This is a genomic window from Achromobacter sp. (assembly GCF_050285565.1).
Classification (GTDB): Bacteria; Pseudomonadota; Gammaproteobacteria; order Burkholderiales; family Burkholderiaceae_B; genus Achromobacter.
In genome coordinates, this window is record NZ_JBLZXG010000002.1 from 269,408 (window position 1) to 290,539 (window position 21,132).

The window sequence follows — 21,132 nt, forward strand, 5'->3', positions numbered from 1 at the left end:
GGAAGCAGGAACCGCTGAAGCGTACTGGTGCGTCTCGGACAAAGGCGATGACGTGGCAGTAGCCTTCATGGTGCGTTCCGGCGCGGTGCGAAAAAATAAGACGATTCTTAGAGTCGCCGCATTGATTCGCAGGACACGTAACAAGATCGCGGCGACGGGGCTTCCGTGCCGGCCAGGCGGGTTTTATCGGGCGATTTTCAGAAAATTCCCAACCCTGCGATGTGGATTTCGTACGCCGTTGAATGCGGCGCGGGGCCGCGCACGCTGCCGGGCCGGTGTGCCCGGACGCGGCGCGACCCTGGCCGCGCTCAGGCCAGCGCCGCCAGCAAGGCCCGCGCCTGGGCCACCACGTCGGCGTCGTTGGGGCGGAACACCACCGGCAGCGCCCGCGGCAGTTGCGTGAAGTGCGCCTGGCTGCTGCGGGCGTAGGCGGGATCGTAGTGGTGGTCGATCAGGGCCCGCGCCAGATCGGCGCGGCGGCCTTCGTCGATCATGCGCAGCCAGCCGCTGACCGTGTCGCGGCTGTGCAGGCCGACCAGGCGCAGCAGTTGCGACTTGAAGCCTTCGGGATCGTCGAACAACTGGGCATAGTCCTGCAGCAGGAAGGCGGCGCGGTCTTCGCGGCTGGCCGTCACCGCGACGCAGGCGCCGCGGTGCACCGCGGCCAGCAGCGCGGCGGGCAACGCCACCGCGCCGATCTTGCGGCTTTCGGCCTCGACGAAGACCGGCCGGTCCGCATCGAGTTCCCGCAGCCTGGCCGCCAGCAGCGTGTCGAAGCGCTTCTGTGTCGGTTGCGCCTGACCCGGCCGCGCGCCCAGCAGCGAGCCGCGGTGCGCCGCCAGCGCCTCCAGGTCGAGCGTTTGCGCGCCGGCCTGCGCCAGGGCGCCCAGCAGCCGCGTCTTGCCGCTGCCGGTGGGGCCGGTCAGCACCACGAAGCGCAGCGCGGCCGGCAGCGTGTCCAGGGCCTCCAGCGTGGCGCGGCGGTAGGTCTTGTAGCCCCCGTCGAGCTGGCGCGCGCGCCAGCCGATCATGTTGAACATCACCGTCATCGAGCCGGAGCGCTTGCCGCCGCGCCAGCAGTAGATCAACGGCCGCCAGCCCTGCGGCCGGTCGGCGAAGGTGGTGTCCAGGTGGCGGGCGATATTGCGGGCGGCGATGGCGGCGCCCAGGCGGGTGGCCTCGAACGGCGACTCACGATAGCGCGTGCCGACCAGGGCGCGTTCCTCGTTGCTGAACACCGGCGCGTTCAGGGCGCCGGGGATATGGTCGTCGGCATACTCAAGCGGCGAGCGCACGTCGATGATGGCGTCGAAATCGTCCAGCCTATCCAGGCCGGCAAGCAGGTGTTTCAAGGGATGGCCATTCCGGAAGCAATGGCGGATTTTCGCATGCCGCGGCCGTCCGCCCTAGTCCAGGCGAATGCGCGCCGCGTGCCGGGGCCGCCTGCGGGCCCCGGCCGGATGCGCACTCAGGCCGGGAACGTCAGCGCGTTGGTCAGGTCGCCCATGGGCTGCTGGCCGCGCGCCTTCATCGCGTCGTCGCGGGCCTTCAGGCCGTCCAGCGTCGGCAGGTCGAAGACGCGGGTGATCAGGCGCAGGATCGAACCGGTGTCGTACACGGTGTGGTCGACGCTGCCCTTTCTGGCGAAGGGCGACACCACCAGCGTGGGGATGCGCGTGCCCGGGCCCCAGCGGTCGCCTTTGGGCGGGGCCACATGATCCCACCAGCCGCCGTTCTCGTCCACGGTGATGACCACCACCATGTTCCGCCACTGCGCGCTCTTGCGCAGGCTGTCGACGATGTGGGCGATGTGGCGGTCGCCCGAGTCCACGTCGGCGTAGCCCGCGTGCATGTTGAGGTTGCCCTGCGGTTTGTAGAAGGTCAGCGGTGGCAGGGTGCCGGCCTCGGCGTCGGCCAGGAATTTGTTGGTCGATGCCAGGTCACCCAGGCCGCCGTCACGCAGGTGCGCGGCGCGGGCGGCGGTGCCGGGGCCGGTGCTGCTGAAATAGTTGAAGGGCTGGTGATGCGCCTGGAAATTGGGCGACGCCGGAAAGCCGCTGTTGGCTGTCGCATCCACCGCCGCCTGCCAGCCGCCCGCGTACCAGGCCCAGTCAAGGCCCTTGGCGCTCATCAGGTCGCCGATGTTGGCGTGGCTCTGCGGCAGCATGAACACCGAGGCCGGGTCGGCCTGCGTCGGATTGGCGGCATCGCGCGAGAACGCGGGCCAGTAGGGCGGGCCCATGGTGTTCACGCCGAAGCCGTCCGGTGTCAGTGCGCTGGCGCCGAACTGCGGCGCGCCCGTGAGCGCGCTGGCCGGCGAGGCGGGCTTCGGTTGCAGGTTGGGGTCGGCCGGGTCGGCGCTTTGCAGTTGCGCGATCTGGCCGCGCACGTTGACCGAGGCGTTGGCCAGATCCGGATAGAGGGGCGGCTGCGCCGCGATCAGGTATTGGTGATTGAGGAACGAGCCGCCAAAGGCGCCCTGGAAGAAGTTGTCGCACAGCACGAATTCCTCGGCCAGCTTCCACAGGCGCAGGTTGTAGGCGGAATCGCCGTAGCGGCCCATCACCAGCGCGCCGGAGTCGGCCCAGGCGACGAAGCGGTCGTTCCTGCCGCCGTTGATCTGCATCTGGTTCTGGTAGAACACGTGCCACAGGTCGCGCGTGACCACGCCCTGCGGCAGCGGCTCGCCTTGCGGCCCGCGCAGGTCGAACGGCGCATTGGGCAGGTTGTTCATGTAGGGCGCGTTCTCGGCCACCTGATAGGTGACGTGGTTGGCCTGCTGCGAGGTCGGCACCATGCCGCCCCATACCGGCGGCAGGACCGGCAGCGGGGTGCCATCGCGGTCTTTTTGCGTGTAGTCGGCGGCGGTGAGCGCCGACAACGGCTTTTCCACGCCGGGGAAGTTGGCGAACAGATTATTGAAGCTGCGGTTCTCCGCGAAGATCACCACCACGGTCTTGACGTTCCGGCGCAGTTGCGTGGTGAGATCCGGCGCCGGCGCGGGCGGCGCGGCCGGGGGGCCGTCGCCGTCATCGCCGGAGCAGCCGGGCAGGGCGCCCATGGCGGCCGCGCTGGCGCCAAGCGCGGCGACGCCCGTGAGGAAGCCGCGGCGGGTGGTGCGCGCGGGCGCGCCTTGTTCTTTTTCAGACATGGTTGCAGACCTTGCGAGAGGGGCGGCGCCCTGTCATTGCGCCACGGAGTCGCCGGATGACAGCCGGCATTCACGACGCGTCAGCCTAGAGATGCAACGTGCTATCGGTGTGACCATCTGCTGTCGGAAAGCTGTACGCGGGGCGGGCCCGCGCGAAATTCCCTTGGACTTGCGCCATGGGTGAAATCCGGCTGAAAGCCACCACCGAGCCCGCGGCCCAATCCGCACGCGGACGCCGCGGGCCGGCCGGCGCCCATCAACGTGTGCCGTCCGCGTCCATCTGACTTGCGCGCTTTGCGAAACAACGCTATGATTCAAGGCTTGCTTTTTCACGCGCCCGTAGCTCAGCTGGATAGAGTACCTGGCTACGAACCAGGGGGTCGTAGGTTCGAATCCTGCCGGGCGCGCCAATGAATTTCTTGCCGGCTTGCCGATCGTTCAGCGGTCGGGCGGCTGAAAAGAAATGAGTGGGATGCTATGGCAGTGATGCGGTGGCAGAGATGCGATAGCAGTGATGCGGTGGCAAGAAAGCAAATGCAGTGCAGTGGCAAATTTATTCTGATATAATCTTGCCTCTTTACCGGAGCGCCCGTAGCTCAGCTGGATAGAGTACCTGGCTACGAACCAGGGGGTCGTAGGTTCGAATCCTGCCGGGCGCGCCAACTCACTGGATGAAAAATCATCGAGAGAGTGGAAGCGGTAAATACAAAAGCACGCTATGCAAAAGCACGCTGAAAAAAGGCCTTTGATCCTGGATCGAAGGCCTTTTTGTTTTGCGGTTGCAGTATGGTGCCGGATCGCCAGTGTGTCGCGCCAGGCGGTGGCTGGCGGCAATTGGCGCCGTGGTTTGCCGCGCCGGGGGGCGTGGTCCTGGCTCTGGCCGGCCGCTTCACTGCGCCGTCGCGGTGCTTGCGGCTGTCGCGCCGGTGACGGTGTTCTCGTCGTCCTCCAGCCCCCAATTACCCACGGTGTACCAATCGTCGCCCAGCAGTTCGGCCGGATGCATGGTGCGGTCCGAGCCGTTGCCACAGGCCAGCGCATCGGTGGGGCAGTAGCGGTCGCAGCCCCAGCAGATGCGTTCGGGGTGCTTGGGATGCAGGGGAAACTTCTTGGCCATGCCGTTGCCTCCTGGGCGCCTGGGCGCATCGCATCGGGTTTGCGCCGATGCGGCCGGGCGGACGCCATGGATGGGGTGTCGCTTGCCGCATGGCAGGCGCCCGTGCTGTCGCCGGGCGGCGGATATCGTTTTCAGCGTAGCGCGCGGCGGGGGCGCGGGATTTGATCTGGCGCAAGCGGTGCCGGCGCGGGCGGCGCAGGGCAGGGCGCGCGCGGGCCGGCGCGGCGATTTGCGGCCTTGCCCGGCTTCGTGTTATAAACACGCCTCTTTAGCGCGCCCGTAGCTCAGCTGGATAGAGTACCTGGCTACGAACCAGGGGGTCGTAGGTTCGAATCCTGCCGGGCGCGCCACTTTGTTTGACGTGCTGCGTGACGTACTGCGTCGATGCAGTATTCCGAGGCGCTGCCGATACGTCGGCGCAGCCATGGGACAAATACAGCGCATGGGGCGATACAGCCCGAGAAGCGGCCTGGCGGTCATCTGCCAGGCCGTTGTCGTTTGCGCGCCGCTGTTGCGTGGCGGTTTCGCCTTGGCGCGCGGCCGCCGGCCAGGGGCAACGGTCGCGGCCGGGCTAGGGCTGGATGTCCTGGCGCTGGCGCTGGTAGCGGTCGTAGGAGGTCGACGCCGCGCCCGTGCAGCGCTGGCGTTCCTGCATGTCGAGGATCTGGCCGCATTCGTTGCGCCGCCAGGCTTGCGCGGCATCATAGGCTTGGCGCGACGAGCAGGCGGTGGTCGAGAGGGCGGCGGCGGCGAGGCAGGCGAGGGTGACGAGATGGCGCATCAGAGGCTCCCGAAATCCGGCCGAGTGTACCGCCTGTGCTTTGCGCCGTGACCTGAACCCCCTCGAAATCCGACCTTATCGCGCTGGCTGGCCGTTGCCCGCCGGCGCCGAACCTCACCAGACGCGGTACACGCGGCCGGTCTGCGCGCCTTCGACGCTGCGGCTGTAGGCCAGCGCCACCCGCTCGGCGGGCACGGCCTCGAAGCCCGGGAAGTAGGGGCCATAGCCTGCCCACGACTCGCGCAGCACGTTCGGACTGACCGAATTGATGCGCGCGTCCCGCAGCTCCACCGCGGCGCCGCGCACGAAGCCGTCGATGGCCGAGTTGACGGCGGAGGCGTTGGCGCCGAAACGTATGGGTTCGTCGCTGACGATGCCGCTGGTCAGCGTGATCGAGCCGCCCTGGTTCAGATAGTGCTGGCCGATCAGCGCCAGATCGACCTGGCCCAGCAGCTTGTCGTGCAGGCCGATCCTGAATTGCTCGGCGGTCATCTGCGCCAGCGGGCCGAAGTGCAGGCCGCCGGCCGTCGAGACGATGGCGTCGACCTTGCCGACGCGCTCGAACAGGGCGCGGATGCTGTCGCTGCGGGTGATGTCGACCTGGTGCTGGCCCTGCGTCTTGCCGACGGCGATGATGTCGTGGCGCTGGCCGAGTTCGTGGGCGACGGCGCGGCCGATGGTGCCGCTGGCGCCGATAAGAAGGATCTTCATGGGGACTCCCGGTGTTCATGGGTGGGGCGCGGACGGGTCGCCAGCGCATAAAAGCATTCTGCGGTTTCCATTCCTGTGGAAAAATCCGGGAATGGTTGGAACACTTCATACCCAGGGTGCGTAATTCATGGATCGTCTGCTCAGCATGGAGATCTTCGTGGCGGTGGTCGAGCTGGGCAGCTTGACGGCGGCGGCCGCGCGTCACGAGATGTCGGCGGCCATGGCGGCCAAGCACGTCAAAGGCCTGGAGGCGCGGCTGGGGCTGCGGCTGATGAACCGCACCACGCGGCGCCAGAGCCTGACCGAGGCGGGCCAGGCCTACTACGCGCGCTGCAAGACGATCCTGGCCGATATCCGCGAGGCCGAACAGGGCGCCGAGGCCCTGCGCGCGGCGCCGCGCGGTACCCTGCGCATCACCTCGACGGTGTCCTTCGGCTCGTTCGCGCTGGCGCCGGCCATCGCCGACTATCTCGACCGCTATCCGGACGTCAGCGTCGAGCTGGCGTTGAGCGATGTGGTCGAGGACCTGGTGGCGTCGCGCTACGACCTGGCGGTGCGCATTGGCGAGCCGCGCGATTCCAGCCTGGTGGCGCGCCGCATCGGCAGCTACCAGATGATCATCTGCGCGGCGCCGGCTTACCTGGCGCGCCATGGCACGCCGGGCTCGCCGGCCGACCTGGCCCGCCACCAATGCCTGGATTTTTCCCATTGGAGCCGCCGCACCGCATGGCGGCTGGGGGATGAAGACGGCGACGGCGCGCCGGCCGACTATCCTCCGACCAGCCGCTTTCTCTCGAACAACGGCCAGGCGCTGCGGCAGGCGGCGCTGGCCGGCTTCGGCATCGTGCTGCAGCCCGAACTGCTGCTGGCCGAAGACGTGCGCGCCGGCCGGTTGACGCCTATCTTGCAGCCTTACTGGCCGGCCGCGCGTCCGGTCACGCTGTTGTATCCCAAGGACAGGCAGGCGTTGCCCAAGCTCACGACGTTCGTGGAGTTCGTCGTGGCGCGGTTCACGGGCAAGGCAGGGCGGCGTTGACGGCGATCAGCCGCGTCGTCGGTCGACCGCCGTCAGGTTCAGGCCGCTCTTGAGCAATTGGTAGGCCTGACCGCCCAGCCAGGCGACCTTTTCGCCCGAGCTGGTGCGACAGACGCAGTGCGTCCTGGGGTCGAAGCGGGATGTGCCCAGCGCGGAATAGGCGTCCGGATCCGACACGAATCGCTCGATACGATACAGCGTGCCGTCGGGGGCCGTGGCCAGGACATCGGTCAATCGTCTTGCGGTTCCGAGCATTTTGGATACCTCGCATGCGCGGGCCGTTCTTAGCGCGGCGCCAAAGTTGTTCGAACACCTCCATCGGGTCGGGCGCGATGGCCCGGCGTCAATGAACGTGCCCTCCTAACGATGCATCATCGAGTTGGTCGGGCGAGACGCCCAGGGCTTCCGAAATGCGATCCAGGATGATCTGGCGGGGCCGTGGGCGGGGCCTTTCCAATTCGATGTAGATGGAGTGATCCACCCCCAGGCGGGCAGCCATTTCAGCGGTGCTGATGTTCAGGTGCTCGCGCCAGGCGCGTATCAGGCTCCAATCGTTGCCGGTTTTTAGTCTAGCTACAGCTGATGGTACGACGTTTTTCGAAGTCGCGGGCGGCTGGCGCGCGGGCGCCGGACGGAAGGCGTCGCGCAGGCTGTCGCGGGCCTTGGCATGCTTGCGGGCGTCGGCCTCGGGCGGCGTGGGGCCGGGTTCAGCGGTATAGAGGGTTCCTCCGTTGACCTGGCGGTACAGGTTTTCGCCGACCCAGGTCAGCGCTTCGCCATTGTCGAGCATGCATTCGCAATCGAGGTGCGTGTTGCTGGGAATGCTCTCGAGTTTGGCAATGGTTTCCGTGGTCGTGGCGTGACGCACCACCCGGTGCAGCACACCGTCGGGCGAACGCACGAACACGTCGGGAAGTCTCCAGGAAAACGGAATGATGATCTCCATGCCGGCAAGGGTTTTGCACCACTGTATCCCTCTGCGTGCGCGATGAGATTTGGGGTTTCCCCTGCATCGCGGACACAGGGTGATGGTAGTCTTGAACCGCCCGAACATCTTCACAAATCTTCACGCAAAAGCCGCGTTTGGCGTTGCGCGGCGGCGCAAAATTACGCATTCGACGCAGGAATCGCCGCGATGTCTTCTTTCCTGACGGCCACCGCGCCCAGCATGCCGCCCGCGAGGCGGCGGCGCGCCATCGCGTGGCGCGCGGCGGGCCTGTCGTTCGCCCTGCATGGGTTGGTGGCCTGGCTGGCCTGGCGCGGCGCGCACGCGCCGCAGGAGCCGCCGCCGCCCGCGCGGCGGGACACGTTTTTCGTGGATCTATTGGCACCGGCGTTGCCGGCGGCGCCGGCACGCGCGCCGGTGCCGCCAGCGGCCGGACCGGCGCCGTCCGTCGATACGCCGGCCGCCTCGCGCCCCGCCGGCCCGCGCGCCAGGCCCGGCGCCACGGCGAGACAGGCGGGGTCATCCGCGCCCGTCGCCGCCAGGCCGGGGACGGCGGGTGGCGCGTCCGCCGCATCGGCGCCCGCGCCGTCCAACGCGCCCGTGCGCGATTTCCGCTGGCGCGCCGAGGACGCGGCGGCGCAGGGCACGCCGCATGCGCGGGGCGAGCCGCGCGTGAAGCTCGCGCCCAGGGTGGCGGCCGAGCCTTCTGCATTGGCCAAGGGCATCGCGCAAAGCGCGCGGCCGCCTTGCCGCGAGGCGCACGCGCACCTGGGGCTGCTGGCGGCGCCGCTGCTGCTGGCCGATGCGCTGCGCGATGATGGCTGCAAGTGGTGAGCGCGGCCGCCGGGCCGGGCCGGGCGGGGCGCGGCGCGCGGCGGCCGGCCTGCGCGCCGTCGTCAGAAGCCGGCCGCGGCCAGCAGGCGGGGCATGACGTCGGCGGCCGCGCCGCGCAGGTTGAAGTGGGCGCGCGCGTCCAGCGGCGTGGCGGCCGGGTTGACCTGCGCCACGGTGGCGCCGGCGCGCAAGGCGCGCAGCGGCAGTTCGGCGGCGGGATAGACCAGCGCCGAAGTGCCGATGCTGAGGAACAGATCGCAGTCACCGGCGGCCGCGAGCGCGGTTTGCCAGGCCTGGGCCGGCAGGCTCTCTCCGAACCAGACGACGCCCGGGCGTATCGGCGCGCCGCAGTGGCCGCAGGCCGGCGGCGCGATGGCGCGGCCTTCGGCGGGTTCGTCCGCCGGCGCGGCGGTGAAGCTGGCGGCCTGGCCGCAGGCGCTGCAGCGCGGCGCATGCAGGCTGCCGTGCAGATGGATCACGCCCTCGCTGCCGGCGCGTTCATGCAGGTTGTCGACGTTCTGCGTGATCAGCGCCAGGCCGGGCACGAGCCGCGCCAGCGCCGCGATGGCGCGATGGGCCGCATTGGGGACGGCGCGCGCCACCTGGGCGCGGCGCCATTCGTACCAGCCCCACACCAGATCCGGCTGCGCCGCGAAGGCCTCGGGCGTGGCCAGGGCGCGCGCATCGAAGCGCGACCACAGGCCGCTCAGGGGATCGCGGAAGGTGCTGATGCCGCTTTCGGCGGAGACACCGGCGCCGGTGAAGACGGCCACGCGGCGAGCCTGCGCCAGGGCCTGGGCCAGCGCGGGCGGGATGGGGGGGGTAACGGTAGCCATGCCGTGGGGCGTTGATGAGCGAGTCCGATACGCTGCACGCCCGGGCCCCGCGCTGTCAAGCGTGGCGGGGCGCGCACCGGGGGGCGATTGCGGCAAGTGTCCCGAATCGTGGATACTGGAACGCCATATTGGGATATTCCATGGCGCGGCCCGTTGCGGGCCGCGCCCGATCCGGAGACATGCAATGCCCGAAGCTCCCGCCGGCCTGGACCGTCTGCGCCATTTCATCGCCACCGCGACCCGCCTGGCCACGCCCGCCGGGCTGGCACAGTCGCCCGCGCTGCAGGCCGCGTTCGCCGCGCTGGTCGCGCATGACGACTGGCTGCCCGAGTCCTGTACCGTGCCGCATCCGCAGTACTACCAGCAGTACCTGCTGCATTGCGATCCGCTGGAGCGTTTCTCGATCGTCAGTTTCGTCTGGGGGCCGGGGCAGCAGACCCCGGTGCACGACCACGAGGTGTGGGGATACGTCGGCATGCTGCGCGGGGCGGAGGTGAACCAGCGCTACACGCGCCAGGCCGACGGCCGGCTGGTGGCGCTCGGCGCGCCCGGGACGCTGCGCCCCGGCGACGTGGAACGGCTTTCGCCGCAGGAGGGCGACATCCATCGCGTGTCCAACGCCTTCGACGATAAGGTGTCGATCAGCGTGCACCTGTATGGCGGCAATATCGGCGCCGTGTCGCGCCACGTCTACGATCCGGCCACGGGCCAGGCCAAGCCGTTCGTGTCGGGCTACTCGGCGGCCAGCGTGCCCAACCTGTGGGACCGTTCGGCGGCGGTGCGCGCGGCTTTGCCGCCCCCGGCCGCCTGAGGCCCGGCGTGCTATGTTCGCGTCCTGAATATTGGGAAAGACCAAGCGAATGGACAAGACATTGCTCAAGGGGCTGATGGTGCTGGAGGCGGTCACCGACGTCGACAATCCGCCGCGCACCATCGACGCGCTGGCGGCCCGGGTCGGGCTGACGCGCAGCAACACCCACCGCACGCTGCAGACCCTGATCCACGCCGGCTACGTCATCCGCGACGAGGACGGCGGCGGCTATCGCGGCGCGGTGCGGCTGTTCGAGCTGGCGGCGCGCCAGCTCGGCCAGCTCGATCTGCGTAAGCTGGCCGCGCCGTTCATGCGCACGCTGGCCGACCAGACCGGCGAGACCGTGCACCTGTCGGTGCTGGACGGCTTTGATGTGGTCTACGTCGACAAGATCGACAGCCCGCAGCCGATCCGAGCCTATTCCATGGTGGGCGGGCGCGCGCCAGCGTATGCGGTGGCCACGGGCAAGGCGCTGCTGGCGTACCAGGCCGACGGCTATGTCGAGCGCTATGCCGACAGGCTGGCGCGGCACACGCCGGCGACCCTGGTGTCGATGCCTTTGCTCAAGGACGAACTGCGCAAGGTGACGCGCGCCGGCTACGCGATCAATCGCGGCGAATGGCGCGAGGGCGTGGGCGGGCTGGCGGTGACGCTGTTCAACAGCCTGGACCAGCCGGTGGCGGCGGTCGGCATTTCCGGGCCGCTGGATCGCCTGAGCGCGGCCCGCATGAAACAACTGGCGCCGCACGTGACGGCCTGCGCCCAGGCCATTTCGCGGGGCATGGGCTACCGGCGCGGCTTCCTGGGCGAATGAGCGCCGTGGCGTCCGGGGCGGGGGGGGTTTAAAATCTCAAATCCTGGGATTTGAATTTCAATTAGTGATTTACCGAGGTTTCCGCCCGATGCTATGCTGGGCGGCAACCGCCCCCGCCCGCAGGGTTTCCGGCGAGACGCGATCGCGCCTGCCGCGCGGGGTGCCATGGTGCCAGCGGTGCGCGCATTTTTTTTTGTCCCATATATTGAATCCGTATAACGAGAGGTCGACATGACTCCAGGCTCGGCATTGGCCGGCATCACTGTGCTCGAAATTTGCAACGTCGCGGCGGGGCCGTTCTGCGGCATGCTGCTGGCGGACATGGGCGCGGACGTGATCAAGCTGGAAAACCCGGAAGGGGGCGACACGCTGCGCAGTTGGCCGCCGCTGAGCCAGGGCTACAGCGAGAATTTCGCCTCGCTCAACCGCAACAAGCGTTCGATCACATTGAATCTGAAGGACCCGGCCGATCTGGCGCTGGCGCGCGAACTGGCCGCCGGCGTCGACGTGCTGATCGAGAACAACCGGCCCGGCGTGATGGATCGGCTGGGGCTGGGCTACGCGGCGCTGCGCGAGGCCAACCCGCGCCTGGTGTATTGCTCGATCTCGGCCTATGGCCAGTCGGGCCCGCGCGCCCAGGAGGGCGGCTTCGACCTCACCATCCAGGCCATGAGCGGCCTGATGAGCGTGACCGGCGAGGCCGGCGGCGAACCGGTCAAGTGCGGCGTGCCGGTGGCCGATTTCTCGGCCGGCCTGTATGGCGCCTTCGCCATTGCCGCGGCCTTGCGCGCCGCGCAGGCCAGCGGCCAGGGCACGCATATCGACGTGCCGATGCTGGGCGCCACGCTCGGCATCGCGGCCCTGCAGACCTCGGAGTTCTTCGGCAGCGGGCGCGACCCGGTCAAGCTCGGCTCGGCCCATCCGCGCAACGCGCCGTACCAGGCGTTCCGGTGCAAGGACGGCTACTTCGGCATGGCGGCCGGCAACAACGCCTTGTGGAAGAGCGTGTGCGTGACGGTCGGCCGCGAGGACCTGCTGGCCGATCCGCGCTTTACCGACACCAGCGCGCGCGCCCGCAACCAGGACGCGCTGCGCGAGATCCTGGAAGCGATCTTCGCGGCCGAGGACGCGCCCACGTGGCTGGCGCGCTTTCGCGCGGCCGGGGTGCCGTGCGCGCCCATCAATACCTATTCCGAGGTGCTGGCCGATCCGCAGGTCGAGCACATGGGCTGGGTGCAGGCGCTGGAACTGCCCAACGGCGTGCGCACGCGCACCTTCGGGCTGCCGGTGCGCTTCGACGGCCAGACCACCGCGCTGCGCCGTGCGCCGCCCGCGCTGGGCGAGCACAACGAGGCCGTGCTGGGCCCGCTGCGCGCCAAACAGGGGAAGCAGGCATGAGCGCGGTGCTGCAGGTCGAGCGGCGCGGCGCGCTGCACGTGCTGACGCTGGCGCGTCCGGCGAAGATGAATGCCTTGTCGGCCGAGCTGGTCGAGGCGCTGATCGCGGCGGTCGACGCGGCTGCGGCGCAGGGCGCCGCAGTCATCGTGCTGCGCGGCGAGGGCCGCAACTTCAGCGCCGGTTTCGATTTCGGCGATCTGGATACGCAGAGCGAGGGCGACCTGCTGCTGCGTTTCGTGCGCATCGAGACGCTGTTGCAGCGGCTGGCGGCCTCGCCCTGCCTGACGGTGGGGCTGGCGCACGGCCGCAACTTCGGTGCCGGCGTCGATCTGTTCGGCGCCTGCAAATGGCGCGTGGCCGCGCCGGACGCGAGCTTTCGCATGCCGGGCCTGAAGTTCGGGCTGGTGCTGGGCACGCGCCGTTTCGCCGCGCTGGTGGGCGCCGAGCGCGCCCGCGCCATCCTGGAGCAGGCCAGCGTGTTCGACGCCAGCCAGGCTTACCGCGACGGCTTCGTCAGTCACGTGGCCGCGCCCGAGGGCTGGGCCGATATCGAGCGGCAGGCCGGCGACGCCGCGGCCGCCTTGAGCGGCGCGAGCCGCGCGCAACTGTATGCGGCGCTGTCGGCGGAGCAGCCCGATGCCGATCTGGCGCGGCTGGTGCGCTCGGCCGCAGAGCCGGGGTTGAAGGCGCGAATCGCGGCCTACCTGCAAGCGCGCTGACGCCGCCGCGCCACCCGGGCATGACGATGACAACCAAGGAGACAGCATGGGTTCGGGATTCAACCAGGCACACAAGCAGCGCTCGCTGGCCGAGCTGGCGGCGCTGGTGCCGGACGGCGCCTCGATCGCCCTGGGGGGCAGCTTCCTGCACCGGGGGCCGTTCGCGTTCGTGCGCGAACTGATCCGCCAGGGGCGGCGCGACCTGGAACTGATCAAGCAGTCGCCCGGTTATGACGTCGACATTCTGTGCCGCGCCGGCGCGCTGCGGCGCGTGCGCGCCGGCATCGTGGCGATGGAAGGCAACTTCGGCCTGGCGCCGTGGTACCGCAAGGCCATCGAGCGCGGCGAGGTCGAGCTGGAGGAGCATGCCTGCTACAGCCTGACGGCGGGCCTGCGCGCCGCCGCCTACGGCGTGCCGTTCCAGCCCTGTGGCGGCCTGCACGGCAGCGCGCTGCCGACGCTGAACGGCTGGAAATGCCTGGACGATCCCTACGGCAGCGGCGAGCGCACCTGGGTGATCCCGGCGGTGCGGCCGGACTTCGCGGTGATCCAGGCCTCGGAAGTGGACGCGCGCGGCAATGTCCGGGTGCATGGCACGGCGCACTGGGACCGCATCATGTCGCGCGCCGCCGGCAGCGTGCTGGTGGTGGCCGAGAAGCTGGTCGACAGCGCCGTGTTCGAGGCCCAGCCCGAGGCCACGCTGGTGCCGTATTTCATGGTGCAGGCCTACACGGTGCTGCCGCGCTCGGCCTGGCCGGGCTCGTGCTGGCCGGACTACGCTATCGACTATCCGGCGGTGCAGGCCTACCTGGACAAGGACGGCGACCTGGCGGCCCATCTGGCCGCGGCGCCGGAAGCCGCGCAACGGACGGGAGCGACGCATGGCTGAGCAATGGTCGGGGTTTTCGTACATCGTCACCAATCTGGCGCGCTTCATCCGGCCCGATGAGATCACCTTCAGCGGCGTCAATTCGACGCCGCCGATGCTGGCCTGCCTGCTGGCCAAGCGCGCCTATGATTGGGACTACGTCTACATCAATGTGGCGGGCGGGGTCGATCCGCGTCCGTCGCACATTCCGCTGTCCAGTTCCGATCCGGTGCTGGCCGAGCACAGCGCGTCGATCTTCGCCAACGAGGATTTCTATGACCTGTGCACGCGTGGCCGCATGGATCTGGCGTTTCTGGGCGCGGCGCAGATCGACGGCGCCGGCCGCGCCAACAATTCCTGCATCGGTGACTGGCATGCGCCCAAGGTGCGCCTGCCGGGCGGGGGCGGCGGGGCGGTGATGATGCCCACGGCGCGGCGCACCTGCACCTGGCGCACCGAGCATTCGCGCCGGGTGTTCGTGCGGGAGCTGGATTTCGTGACGGCGGGCGGCGGCTTTGCCGGCGTGGCCACGCCGATCGCCGTGTTCGTCAAGCGCGACGGCCGGCTGGCGCTGCAATCGTGGCATCCCGAGTCCAGCCTGGAGGAGGTGCGCGAGCGCACCGGTTTCGATTTCGATGCCGAGGGCGCCGGGCCGACGCCGCCGCCCACCGAGGCGGAGCGGCGCGCCTTGCGCGAGCTGGATGCGGACGGCAGTTTCGAGCGTGACGCGGCGGTGACGCTGCGCTAGCCGTGGTTGCCGGCGCGCAGGCGCGCCAGTTCGGCGGAAAGCTCGGCCACCAGCGCCTGGGCGCGCGCCAGCGGGTCGTGGCCGGCGGTGGCTGGTTCGACGGCGGGGGCGGCGGCGCCCGCCGCGTCGCGCAGACGCGGCTGCACACTTTCGTGGCCGACGCTGACGTCGACATCGAACACCAGTTGTTCGGCGCGATGCCAGGTGCTGAACCATTCCAGCGGGCGGCCGTGCTGGTCCATGCCCTGGCCTTCCAGCATCAGCAGCGGCGTGCCGGCTGGCACCTGCAGCAGGCCGGCCAGGGCGGCATCGGCGCCCACCGCCCGGATCTGGTTGCGGCCGGCGCCGGGATGCAGCCCGAAACGGCGGGTCAGCACACCGTGCAGCGAGGCGTCGGTCAGTTCGTCGGCGCGCAGCCCGGGCACGGCGGCGGCGGGCAGCCAGGTGCGCACGTACGCCAGCGGCGCATCGGCGACGTGGCGCAGCCGTTCCAGCAGCAGCAGATCGTGGGTGCCGAAGAACTCGGCCACGGCCTTGGGCGGTTCGCCCGGCGCCAGATCCAGCACGCGCGTCTTGAGCGCCACGCCGGATTGCGCGAACTGTTCGTACAGGCCGGTGGAGCGTTGCACCAGCCGGCGGTGTTCGCGCGGCGCGGCGACCATCGCCGGGCGCCCGGCCTCGCGCTGGATCAGGCCTTCGGCGGCCAGCGCCGAGAGCGCCTGCCGCACCACGCTGCGGGCCACGCCGAAGTGATCGCACAGCGCCGCCTCGCTGGGCAGCAGGGCGCCGGCGCCGAGCTTGCGGGTGCGGATGTAGCCGCGCAACAGCGCCGCCACCTGGGCATGCAACGGCGCCTCGCCGGAACGGTCCAGCGCGGGCAGATCTTCAGCGTTGGCGGGCGCCATGGAATCAACCTCCTGTTTGAGCCCGCGCAGTTTCCCATACATGCGTCCAGCCGGGGGCCAGATGCGCGGCGCGCTCGGCGGCCAGGATCAGACTGTCTTCGCGGGCGATGCCCTGGCCCGCGATGTCGAACGCGGTGCCGTGATCGACCGACACGCGCACCACCGGCAGGCCGACGGTGATGTTAACGCCGTCGTCGCCATAGACGGCCTTGAAGGGCGCGTGGCCCTGGTCGTGGTAACAGGCGATCACGAACTGCCACTTGCCGCGCACCGCTTGCGGGAACAGCGCGTCGGCCGGGATCGGGCCGGCCGCCAGGATGCCGGCGGCGTTGGCCTCGGCCACGGCGGGGGCCAGGATGTCGGCGTCTTCGGTGCCGAAGATGCCGTTTTCGCCGGCGTGCGGGTTCAGACCCGACACCGCCACCGGGCGGTCGCCGCGGCCCAGCGCCTTGGCGAACGAGCCGGCCAGGCGCAGCACCGCGCGCACGCGCGCCGGGGTCAGGTCTTCGATGGCCTGGCGCAGCGACACGTGGGTGGTGGCGTGGAAGATGTAGAGGTCGCCGGCCGACAGCACCAGCGAGAAGGTCTTGACGCCGAATTCGTGCGCCAGCAGCTCGGTGTGGCCGGGCCATTTGTGGCCGGCCGCGTGCATGGCGGCCTTGTTGAGCGGGGCGGTGACGATGCCGTCGACCTCGCCGGCGCGCGCCAGGGCGCAGGCGGTGGTGACAAAGCGCACCGAGCCGTCGCCGGCGGCGGCGCTGATCTCGCCCAGCTTGACGTCGGCCAGCGACGGGCCGGCCTGCAGCACTTCGATGGTGCCGGGCGTGTTGCTGGCGTCGGCGGGACGTTCGACGCGGCGCACGATGGCGGGGTCGCCGCCGAGGCTGCGCACCGCATTGGCCATCACGTCGACGTCGCCGATCACGACCAGGCGCGCCTTCTGGCGCAGTTCGTCATGGCCCATCAGCATCTTGGCCGTGATCTCCGGCCCGATGCCGGCCACGTCGCCGAGGGTCACGGCCAAGAGCGGCAGCTTGGGGGCGGGGGTGTGTGTCATCGCTTGAATCTCCTGTCGCGGATCGCGCGCACGGCGCGAACCAGTACGTCTTCGGCACCAAAGCCGCCGGCCTTGGTCACCACGGGCAGGCCGGCGGCCGTGCCTCCGGTCAGCGTGCCCAGGGGCACGCCGCCTATCACTTCGTCCACCAGGGCGATGCCGCTGGCGCCCAGCGCCAGCAGCACCTGGCGCGCGCCGTCGCCGCCGGTGGCGACCACGCCCGCGGCGCGCGAGGCGCCGATGGCCTGCGCGGCCAGGGCGCCGAGGCGCCGCGCGACGGTGTCGGAATCGAGTCCGTCGCGCTGACCGGCCGGCGCTAGCAACAGCAACGTGCCGGCGGCGTCGACGCCGCCCTGCGCGTGGGCGCGCAGCAGCGGTTCGCACCAGGCGCGCCAGGCGGCGTCATCGGCCAGGTCCGCCAGTTGCGGCGCCCAGGTGCGGGCGCCCGTGGCTTGCAGCGCGGCGGCTTGCGCGCGGGCGGCGCTGTGTTGCGAGGTGACGACCACCACCACCGGGGCGGTCTGGTCGGCGCCGGCCCAGACGCGGGCCAGCGGCACCGCCAGGCCGCCCGCGCCCACCGGCAGGGCGCGCGGCCCCAGCAGGCCGATGGCGCGCGCCAGCCGTTCCAGGTCGGCGTCGTCGCGGGCGTCGACCACCACCGTGGCGCCGGCCCGCGCGATGCGCGCGGCCAGCGATTCGGGGGATTCGCCGGCCTCGGCGGCGACCTGGGCGCAGCCCAGCAGGGTCGGGATATGGCTTTCGGTCACGGGCGTGACCGGGTCGGTGGCGGCCGAGGTGGCGGTGACGGGTTGGCCGACCACCATGAGCACGCCGTTTTCCACGGTGCGGCCGGTGGCGGGAAACGCCGGGCACACCACCGCGATGGCGTCCTCGCCCCAGGCCTGGCGCGCCGCGTCGATCTCGGCCTTGAAGGCGCCGCGCAGCGTCGAGTCCACTTTCTTGTACAGGCGCGCGACGCCGGCGGCGCGCAGCCGCTCGACGTTGCGCCGGATCACCGCGCCCGCCTCCGAAGCGGGCAGGGCGCGGCTGTGGGTGGTGACCGCCAGCACGTCGACGTCGTCGGCGGCGGGCGCCGCCAGCGCCTCGTGCGCGCCGTCGATCGACAGGCGGGTGATCCAGCCGGCGCGCACGAACTGCACGGCGGTGTCGCCGGAGCCGGTCAGGTCGTCGGCGACGATGGCGATGGCGGGATTCAAAGGGCCTCCCCGCGCGCCTCGCGGTAGCCGCCGGCGGTGGCGTCGGCGGCGTCCTCGGACTTGAGTTCCCCGGCGCGCTTGAGGAAGTACGAGGCCAGCACCGGCGCCAGGATCGAGCTGATCAGCACACACGCGGCGACCTGCGCGGTGGCGGTCGAGACGTATTGCTGGAAGTTGGGATCGGCGGCCGCGACCACGGCGGGGGTGGCGATGGCGTTGCCGGCGGTGGTGCCGGCCGCGAAGCCCAGGCCGCTTTTGCCGCCGCGGCGCAGGATCAGACGGTAGCCCAGGTAGACCAGGCCGCCGGTGATCGGGCTGATGATCAGGCCGAGGATCAGGCCGGAAATGCCGCCGTTGACCACCGCGCCCAGATTGATGCCGGTGCCCAGCGCGAAAGCGAAGAACGGGATGACGATGTTGGGCACCGGCTTGAGCACGTCGCGCCACTTGGGGTCGAGGTTGCCGACCACCACGCCCAGCAGGAACGGCACCAGCGCGGCGACCAGGGCGATCATGGGGATGTCGGCCAGGCCCGAGGCGCCCAGGAACAGCAGGCTGAAGAAGGGGCCGTCGTTGACCGCGCTGGCGACGTAGGCGCCGCGGTCGCGGGCGTCGCCGTACTGGCCGGTGTAGGCCAGCCACAGGCCGCCGTTGCTGTTGTCGAAGGCCGCCAGCATGGCCAGGATCGACACGCCCAGCACGCCGTCCAGGCCGACGTAGCTGCCCAGGATGATGATGAGGGTGGCGGGCACCAGCGTCTTCATCAGCAGGATGGTGCCGGCGGTGGCCAGGATCGGGCCGCCGGTGCGCGCGTTGACGTGGGTGCCGGTGGCGAAGATCAGCAGCGCGATCAGCGGCAGGGCGCTGTTCTTGAACAGGGCGGTGGTGAAGCCGCCGATGGCCAGCGCGTCGGGCGCGAAGGTGCCGATCAGCGAGCCCAGGATCAGCGGTACCAGCATCAGGCCGCCGGGGATTTTCTGCATCGTGCCAAAGAACGGCGAGCGGGTGGTTTCGGTCTTCACAATCGGAGTCTCCAGGAGGATTTTCTCGCGGCGCAGACGTTCATGCGTGCGTCTGTCAGGGGGTTGAAAGGCGCCAGTGTACACCTGTACGTACAGCATGTACGTACAGGGTCTTCCCGTGTGGCGCCAGCGCGACGCCCGCCCGCCGCCTCAGTCCAGTCCGACGAAACCGCCGGTCTGGTGGCTCCACAGCCGCGCATACAGCCCGCCCTGGGCGATCAGGCTGGCGTGGCTGCCGGATTCGACGATGCGGCCGCGGTCCAGCACCACCAGGCGGTCCATGCGGGCGATGGTGGACAGGCGGTGGGCGATGGCGATGACGGTCTTGCCGCGCATCAATGCTTCCAGGCTTTCCTGGATCGCGGCCTCGACCTCGGAATCGAGCGCCGAGGTGGCTTCGTCCAGGATCAGGATGGGCGCGTCCTTGAGCAGCACGCGGGCGATGGCGATGCGCTGGCGCTGGCCGCCCGAGAGCTTGACGCCGCGCTCGCCGACGTGGGCATCGAGGCCGCGGCGGCCGTCGCCGTCGACCAGCGCGTCGATGAATTCGGCGGCGCGGGCGCGCTCGATGGCGTCGCGCACCTGCGCCTCGGTGGCGTCGGGCCGGCCGTACAGCAGGTTGTCGCGGATCGAGCGGTGCAGCAGCGAGGTGTCCTGGGTGACCACGCCGATCTGCGAGCGCAGGCTTTCCTGGGTGACGCCGGCGATGTCCTGGCCGTCGATCAGGATGCGGCCGCCTTCCAGGTCGTACAGGCGCAGCAGCACGTTGACCAGGGTCGACTTGCCGGCGCCGGACGGGCCGATCAGGCCGATCTTCTCGCCGGCGCGCACGGTCAGATCCAGGTGCGGGATGATCTGACGGCCGCTGCCGTAGTGGAACGACATGTCCTCGAAGCGTACCTCGCCCCGCGTGATGCGCAAGGGCACGGCGTCGGGCCGGTCGAGCACCTGGCGCGGCTGCGAGATGGTGGCCAGGCCGTCCTGCACGATGCCGACGTTTTCCGAGATGCCGTTCACTTCCCACATGATCCAGGCCGACATGTTGTTGATGCGGATCACCAGCCCCAGCGCCAGCGTGATCGCGCCCAGGCTGATGCTGCCGATGCTCCACAGCCACAACGCCAGGCCGGCGGTGCTGGCGATCAGGATGCCGTTGAGCGTGTTGATGGAGACATCCATGGCGGTGATGACGCGGGTCGACAGGCGCTGCTTGTCGGTCTGCTCGGTCATGGCCTGGCGCGCGTAGTCTTCTTCGCGGCGGGCGTGGGCGAACAGCTTGAGGGTGGCGATGTTGGTGTAGCCGTCGACGATGCGGCCCATCAATTTGGAGCGCGCCTCGGAGGCGATGACGGCGCGCGCCTGCATGCGCGGCACGAAGTACGCCAGTATGCCGCAGTAGATGGCGATCCACAGCACCAGCGGGATCACCAGGCGCCAGTCGGCCTCGGCGAACAGATAGAGCGCGCTGGCCGCGTACAGCATCACATGCCACAGCGCGTCGACCGACTGCACCGCCGAATCGCGCAGCGAATTGCCGGTCTGCAGCACGCGGTTGGCGACGCGGCCGGCGAAGTCGTTGTGGAAGAACGCCAGGCCCTGGTTGAGCACGTAGCGGTGGTTCTGCCAGCGCACCAGCGTGGTCAGGCTGGGCGAGATGGTCTGGTGCGAAAGCAGGTCGTGCAGCGCGATCGACAGCGGCCGCAGCACCATCACCACGAACGCCATCCACGCCAGCGTGTAGGCGTGTTCGCGGAAGAAATCGGCCGGCGCGGTGTGTTGCGCCATGTCGACCAGATCTGCCAGGAAGCTGAACAGCGCCACTTCCACCAGCGCGCCGCCCAGGCCCACCAGTAGCAGGATGGCGAAGATCGGCCAGACCTGCCGCAGGTAGTAGGCGTAGAAGCGCAGCACGCGCCCCGGCGGGGTGATGTCGGGGGCGTCGCGGAACGGGTCGATCAGGTTCTCGAAGTAACGAAAGACGGGATTCGGAACGGGATTCGGTTTGGTGCCGGGCATGGGGGATCCGTGGAAGGAGGCCGCCCAAGCGTATCAGGGTAACCCCTTAAAAATAAAGGGGTTGCGTGCCGTCATCCGTATTGCGCGCGCCGTGTTCCACCCTCGCGCCGGCTGGCCTTGTCGGTGATGAGGTTGTCCCGCGCCC

At 69.9% G+C, this 21,132-nt stretch carries 21 protein-coding genes and 3 tRNA genes; 11 read left to right on the top strand and 13 right to left on the bottom strand.

Annotation, left to right across the window (positions count from 1 at the left end):
• Positions 1–308 precede the first annotated feature (308 nt).
• Both mnmH and acpA read right to left on the bottom strand, forming a co-directional pair.
• On the bottom strand, positions 309–1,352 hold the full coding sequence (gene mnmH, locus ACN6O8_RS04305; protein WP_427989823.1) for a tRNA 2-selenouridine(34) synthase MnmH: 1,044 nt from the start codon (positions 1,350–1,352) through the stop codon (positions 309–311).
• A gap of 116 nt (positions 1,353–1,468) precedes the next feature.
• Positions 1,469–3,151, bottom strand: a complete 1,683-nt coding sequence (acpA, locus tag ACN6O8_RS04310) for an acid phosphatase (RefSeq protein WP_427989824.1) — start codon at positions 3,149–3,151, stop codon at positions 1,469–1,471.
• 333 nt (positions 3,152–3,484) lie between these two features.
• On the opposite strand from acpA, the gene ACN6O8_RS04315 reads away from it, so the two are divergent.
• Together ACN6O8_RS04315 and ACN6O8_RS04320 are read left to right on the top strand one after the other, a co-directional pair.
• Positions 3,485–3,561, top strand: a tRNA-Arg gene (locus ACN6O8_RS04315).
• Between the two features lie 175 nt (positions 3,562–3,736).
• Positions 3,737–3,813: transfer RNA gene (locus ACN6O8_RS04320), tRNA-Arg, on the top strand.
• Between the two features lie 227 nt (positions 3,814–4,040).
• On the opposite strand, the gene ACN6O8_RS04325 is transcribed toward ACN6O8_RS04320, so the two are convergent.
• Positions 4,041–4,268, bottom strand: coding sequence for a DUF3079 domain-containing protein (locus ACN6O8_RS04325; RefSeq protein ID WP_427989825.1), 228 nt, complete (start codon positions 4,266–4,268; stop codon positions 4,041–4,043).
• A gap of 273 nt (positions 4,269–4,541) precedes the next feature.
• Between ACN6O8_RS04325 and ACN6O8_RS04330 the strand changes: the two genes are divergently transcribed.
• Positions 4,542–4,618, top strand: a tRNA-Arg gene (locus ACN6O8_RS04330).
• A gap of 221 nt (positions 4,619–4,839) precedes the next feature.
• Here ACN6O8_RS04330 and ACN6O8_RS04335 read toward each other — a convergent pair.
• The gene (locus ACN6O8_RS04335; RefSeq protein ID WP_427989826.1) at positions 4,840–5,049 is read right to left on the bottom strand and encodes a hypothetical protein; all 210 of its coding nucleotides are present in this window, start codon (positions 5,047–5,049) and stop codon (positions 4,840–4,842) included.
• 114 nt (positions 5,050–5,163) lie between these two features.
• Positions 5,164–5,760 carry a short chain dehydrogenase gene (locus ACN6O8_RS04340; RefSeq protein ID WP_427989827.1) on the bottom strand — a complete coding sequence of 199 codons (597 nt, stop codon included), beginning with the start codon at positions 5,758–5,760 and terminating at the stop codon, positions 5,164–5,166.
• 127 nt (positions 5,761–5,887) lie between these two features.
• Here ACN6O8_RS04340 and ACN6O8_RS04345 point away from each other — a divergent pair, with 127 nt between their 5' ends.
• Positions 5,888–6,796: a LysR family transcriptional regulator gene (locus tag ACN6O8_RS04345; RefSeq protein ID WP_427989828.1), complete on the top strand. Its 909-nt coding sequence runs from the start codon at positions 5,888–5,890 to the stop codon at positions 6,794–6,796.
• 6 nt (positions 6,797–6,802) lie between these two features.
• Here the strand turns inward: ACN6O8_RS04345 and ACN6O8_RS04350 are convergent, their stop codons facing one another.
• Positions 6,803–7,051: a hypothetical protein gene (locus ACN6O8_RS04350; RefSeq protein WP_427989829.1), complete on the bottom strand. Its 249-nt coding sequence runs from the start codon at positions 7,049–7,051 to the stop codon at positions 6,803–6,805.
• Positions 7,052–7,139: 88 nt separating this feature from the next.
• Positions 7,140–7,742 carry a helix-turn-helix domain-containing protein gene (locus ACN6O8_RS04355; protein ID WP_427989830.1) on the bottom strand — a complete coding sequence of 201 codons (603 nt, stop codon included), beginning with the start codon at positions 7,740–7,742 and terminating at the stop codon, positions 7,140–7,142.
• A 189-nt stretch (positions 7,743–7,931) separates the two neighbouring features.
• On the opposite strand from ACN6O8_RS04355, the gene ACN6O8_RS04360 reads away from it, so the two are divergent.
• Positions 7,932–8,576 carry a hypothetical protein gene (locus ACN6O8_RS04360; RefSeq protein WP_427989831.1) on the top strand — a complete coding sequence of 215 codons (645 nt, stop codon included), beginning with the start codon at positions 7,932–7,934 and terminating at the stop codon, positions 8,574–8,576.
• A 62-nt stretch (positions 8,577–8,638) separates the two neighbouring features.
• Here ACN6O8_RS04360 and ACN6O8_RS04365 read toward each other — a convergent pair whose 3' ends face one another.
• Positions 8,639–9,412 (bottom strand): SIR2 family NAD-dependent protein deacylase, encoded by a 774-nt coding sequence (locus ACN6O8_RS04365; RefSeq protein WP_427989832.1) that lies wholly within the window; start codon positions 9,410–9,412, stop codon positions 8,639–8,641.
• 184 nt (positions 9,413–9,596) lie between these two features.
• Between ACN6O8_RS04365 and ACN6O8_RS04370 the strand changes: the two genes are divergently transcribed.
• The 6 genes from ACN6O8_RS04370 (at position 9,597) to ACN6O8_RS04395 (ending at position 14,770) form a co-directional block, all read left to right on the top strand.
• On the top strand, positions 9,597–10,223 hold the full coding sequence (locus ACN6O8_RS04370) for a cysteine dioxygenase (RefSeq protein WP_427989833.1): 627 nt from the start codon (positions 9,597–9,599) through the stop codon (positions 10,221–10,223).
• Between the two features lie 49 nt (positions 10,224–10,272).
• On the top strand, positions 10,273–11,037 hold the full coding sequence (locus ACN6O8_RS04375; protein ID WP_427989834.1) for an IclR family transcriptional regulator: 765 nt from the start codon (positions 10,273–10,275) through the stop codon (positions 11,035–11,037).
• Positions 11,038–11,268: 231 nt separating this feature from the next.
• Entirely contained in the window at positions 11,269–12,435 is a 1,167-nt protein-coding gene (locus tag ACN6O8_RS04380; RefSeq protein ID WP_427989835.1) for a CaiB/BaiF CoA transferase family protein, read from the top strand.
• Positions 12,432–13,154: an enoyl-CoA hydratase/isomerase family protein gene (locus tag ACN6O8_RS04385; protein ID WP_427989836.1), complete on the top strand. Its 723-nt coding sequence runs from the start codon at positions 12,432–12,434 to the stop codon at positions 13,152–13,154. The genes ACN6O8_RS04380 and ACN6O8_RS04385 overlap by 4 nt, the downstream gene beginning before the upstream one ends.
• Positions 13,155–13,200: 46 nt before the next feature.
• Entirely contained in the window at positions 13,201–14,043 is an 843-nt protein-coding gene (locus ACN6O8_RS04390; RefSeq protein ID WP_427989837.1) for a CoA transferase subunit A, read from the top strand.
• Positions 14,036–14,770, top strand: a complete 735-nt coding sequence (locus tag ACN6O8_RS04395; RefSeq protein WP_427989838.1) for a CoA-transferase subunit beta — start codon at positions 14,036–14,038, stop codon at positions 14,768–14,770. The genes ACN6O8_RS04390 and ACN6O8_RS04395 overlap by 8 nt, the downstream gene beginning before the upstream one ends.
• Here ACN6O8_RS04395 and ACN6O8_RS04400 read toward each other — a convergent pair.
• The 5 genes from ACN6O8_RS04400 to ACN6O8_RS04420 form a co-directional block, all read right to left on the bottom strand.
• Entirely contained in the window at positions 14,767–15,675 is a 909-nt protein-coding gene (locus ACN6O8_RS04400; RefSeq protein ID WP_427989839.1) for a GntR family transcriptional regulator, read from the bottom strand. The two genes, ACN6O8_RS04395 and ACN6O8_RS04400, sit on opposite strands and share 4 nt — an antisense overlap.
• Before the next feature lie 4 nt (positions 15,676–15,679).
• Positions 15,680–16,732 carry a 4-hydroxythreonine-4-phosphate dehydrogenase PdxA gene (gene pdxA, locus ACN6O8_RS04405; protein WP_427989840.1) on the bottom strand — a complete coding sequence of 351 codons (1,053 nt, stop codon included), beginning with the start codon at positions 16,730–16,732 and terminating at the stop codon, positions 15,680–15,682.
• The gene (gene dtnK / locus ACN6O8_RS04410; protein ID WP_427989841.1) at positions 16,729–17,949 is read right to left on the bottom strand and encodes a D-threonate kinase; all 1,221 of its coding nucleotides are present in this window, start codon (positions 17,947–17,949) and stop codon (positions 16,729–16,731) included. Before dtnK ends, pdxA begins: the two co-directional genes overlap by 4 nt.
• Positions 17,946–18,971 (bottom strand): 2-keto-3-deoxygluconate permease, encoded by a 1,026-nt coding sequence (locus tag ACN6O8_RS04415; RefSeq protein ID WP_427989842.1) that lies wholly within the window; start codon positions 18,969–18,971, stop codon positions 17,946–17,948. Before ACN6O8_RS04415 ends, dtnK begins: the two co-directional genes overlap by 4 nt.
• A 150-nt stretch (positions 18,972–19,121) precedes the next feature.
• Positions 19,122–20,987 (bottom strand): ABC transporter ATP-binding protein, encoded by a 1,866-nt coding sequence (locus tag ACN6O8_RS04420; protein WP_427989843.1) that lies wholly within the window; start codon positions 20,985–20,987, stop codon positions 19,122–19,124.
• Positions 20,988–21,132: the final 145 nt, after the last annotated feature.

What these genes read in the sequence shown, in the direction of transcription:
- ACN6O8_RS04335 (WP_427989826.1), bottom strand. Translation starts at nt 5,049, where the DNA reads ATGCGCCATCTCGTCACCCTCGCCTGCCTCGCCGCCGCCGCCCTCTCG.
- ACN6O8_RS04355 (WP_427989830.1), bottom strand. Translation starts at nt 7,742, where the DNA reads ATGGAGATCATCATTCCGTTTTCCTGGAGACTTCCCGACGTGTTCGTG.
- ACN6O8_RS04400 (WP_427989839.1), bottom strand. Translation starts at nt 15,675, where the DNA reads ATGGCGCCCGCCAACGCTGAAGATCTGCCCGCGCTGGACCGTTCCGGC.
- ACN6O8_RS04370 (WP_427989833.1), top strand. Translation starts at nt 9,597, where the DNA reads ATGCCCGAAGCTCCCGCCGGCCTGGACCGTCTGCGCCATTTCATCGCC.
- ACN6O8_RS04340 (WP_427989827.1), bottom strand. Translation starts at nt 5,760, where the DNA reads ATGAAGATCCTTCTTATCGGCGCCAGCGGCACCATCGGCCGCGCCGTC.
- ACN6O8_RS04365 (WP_427989832.1), bottom strand. Translation starts at nt 9,412, where the DNA reads ATGGCTACCGTTACCCCCCCCATCCCGCCCGCGCTGGCCCAGGCCCTG.
- ACN6O8_RS04350 (WP_427989829.1), bottom strand. Translation starts at nt 7,051, where the DNA reads ATGCTCGGAACCGCAAGACGATTGACCGATGTCCTGGCCACGGCCCCC.
- ACN6O8_RS04380 (WP_427989835.1), top strand. Translation starts at nt 11,269, where the DNA reads ATGACTCCAGGCTCGGCATTGGCCGGCATCACTGTGCTCGAAATTTGC.
- ACN6O8_RS04395 (WP_427989838.1), top strand. Translation starts at nt 14,036, where the DNA reads ATGGCTGAGCAATGGTCGGGGTTTTCGTACATCGTCACCAATCTGGCG.
- ACN6O8_RS04325 (WP_427989825.1), bottom strand. Translation starts at nt 4,268, where the DNA reads ATGGCCAAGAAGTTTCCCCTGCATCCCAAGCACCCCGAACGCATCTGC.
- pdxA (WP_427989840.1), bottom strand. Translation starts at nt 16,732, where the DNA reads ATGACACACACCCCCGCCCCCAAGCTGCCGCTCTTGGCCGTGACCCTC.
- ACN6O8_RS04385 (WP_427989836.1), top strand. Translation starts at nt 12,432, where the DNA reads ATGAGCGCGGTGCTGCAGGTCGAGCGGCGCGGCGCGCTGCACGTGCTG.
- ACN6O8_RS04345 (WP_427989828.1), top strand. Translation starts at nt 5,888, where the DNA reads ATGGATCGTCTGCTCAGCATGGAGATCTTCGTGGCGGTGGTCGAGCTG.
- ACN6O8_RS04420 (WP_427989843.1), bottom strand. Translation starts at nt 20,987, where the DNA reads ATGCCCGGCACCAAACCGAATCCCGTTCCGAATCCCGTCTTTCGTTAC.
- ACN6O8_RS04360 (WP_427989831.1), top strand. Translation starts at nt 7,932, where the DNA reads ATGTCTTCTTTCCTGACGGCCACCGCGCCCAGCATGCCGCCCGCGAGG.
- acpA (WP_427989824.1), bottom strand. Translation starts at nt 3,151, where the DNA reads ATGTCTGAAAAAGAACAAGGCGCGCCCGCGCGCACCACCCGCCGCGGC.
- ACN6O8_RS04390 (WP_427989837.1), top strand. Translation starts at nt 13,201, where the DNA reads ATGGGTTCGGGATTCAACCAGGCACACAAGCAGCGCTCGCTGGCCGAG.
- ACN6O8_RS04375 (WP_427989834.1), top strand. Translation starts at nt 10,273, where the DNA reads ATGGACAAGACATTGCTCAAGGGGCTGATGGTGCTGGAGGCGGTCACC.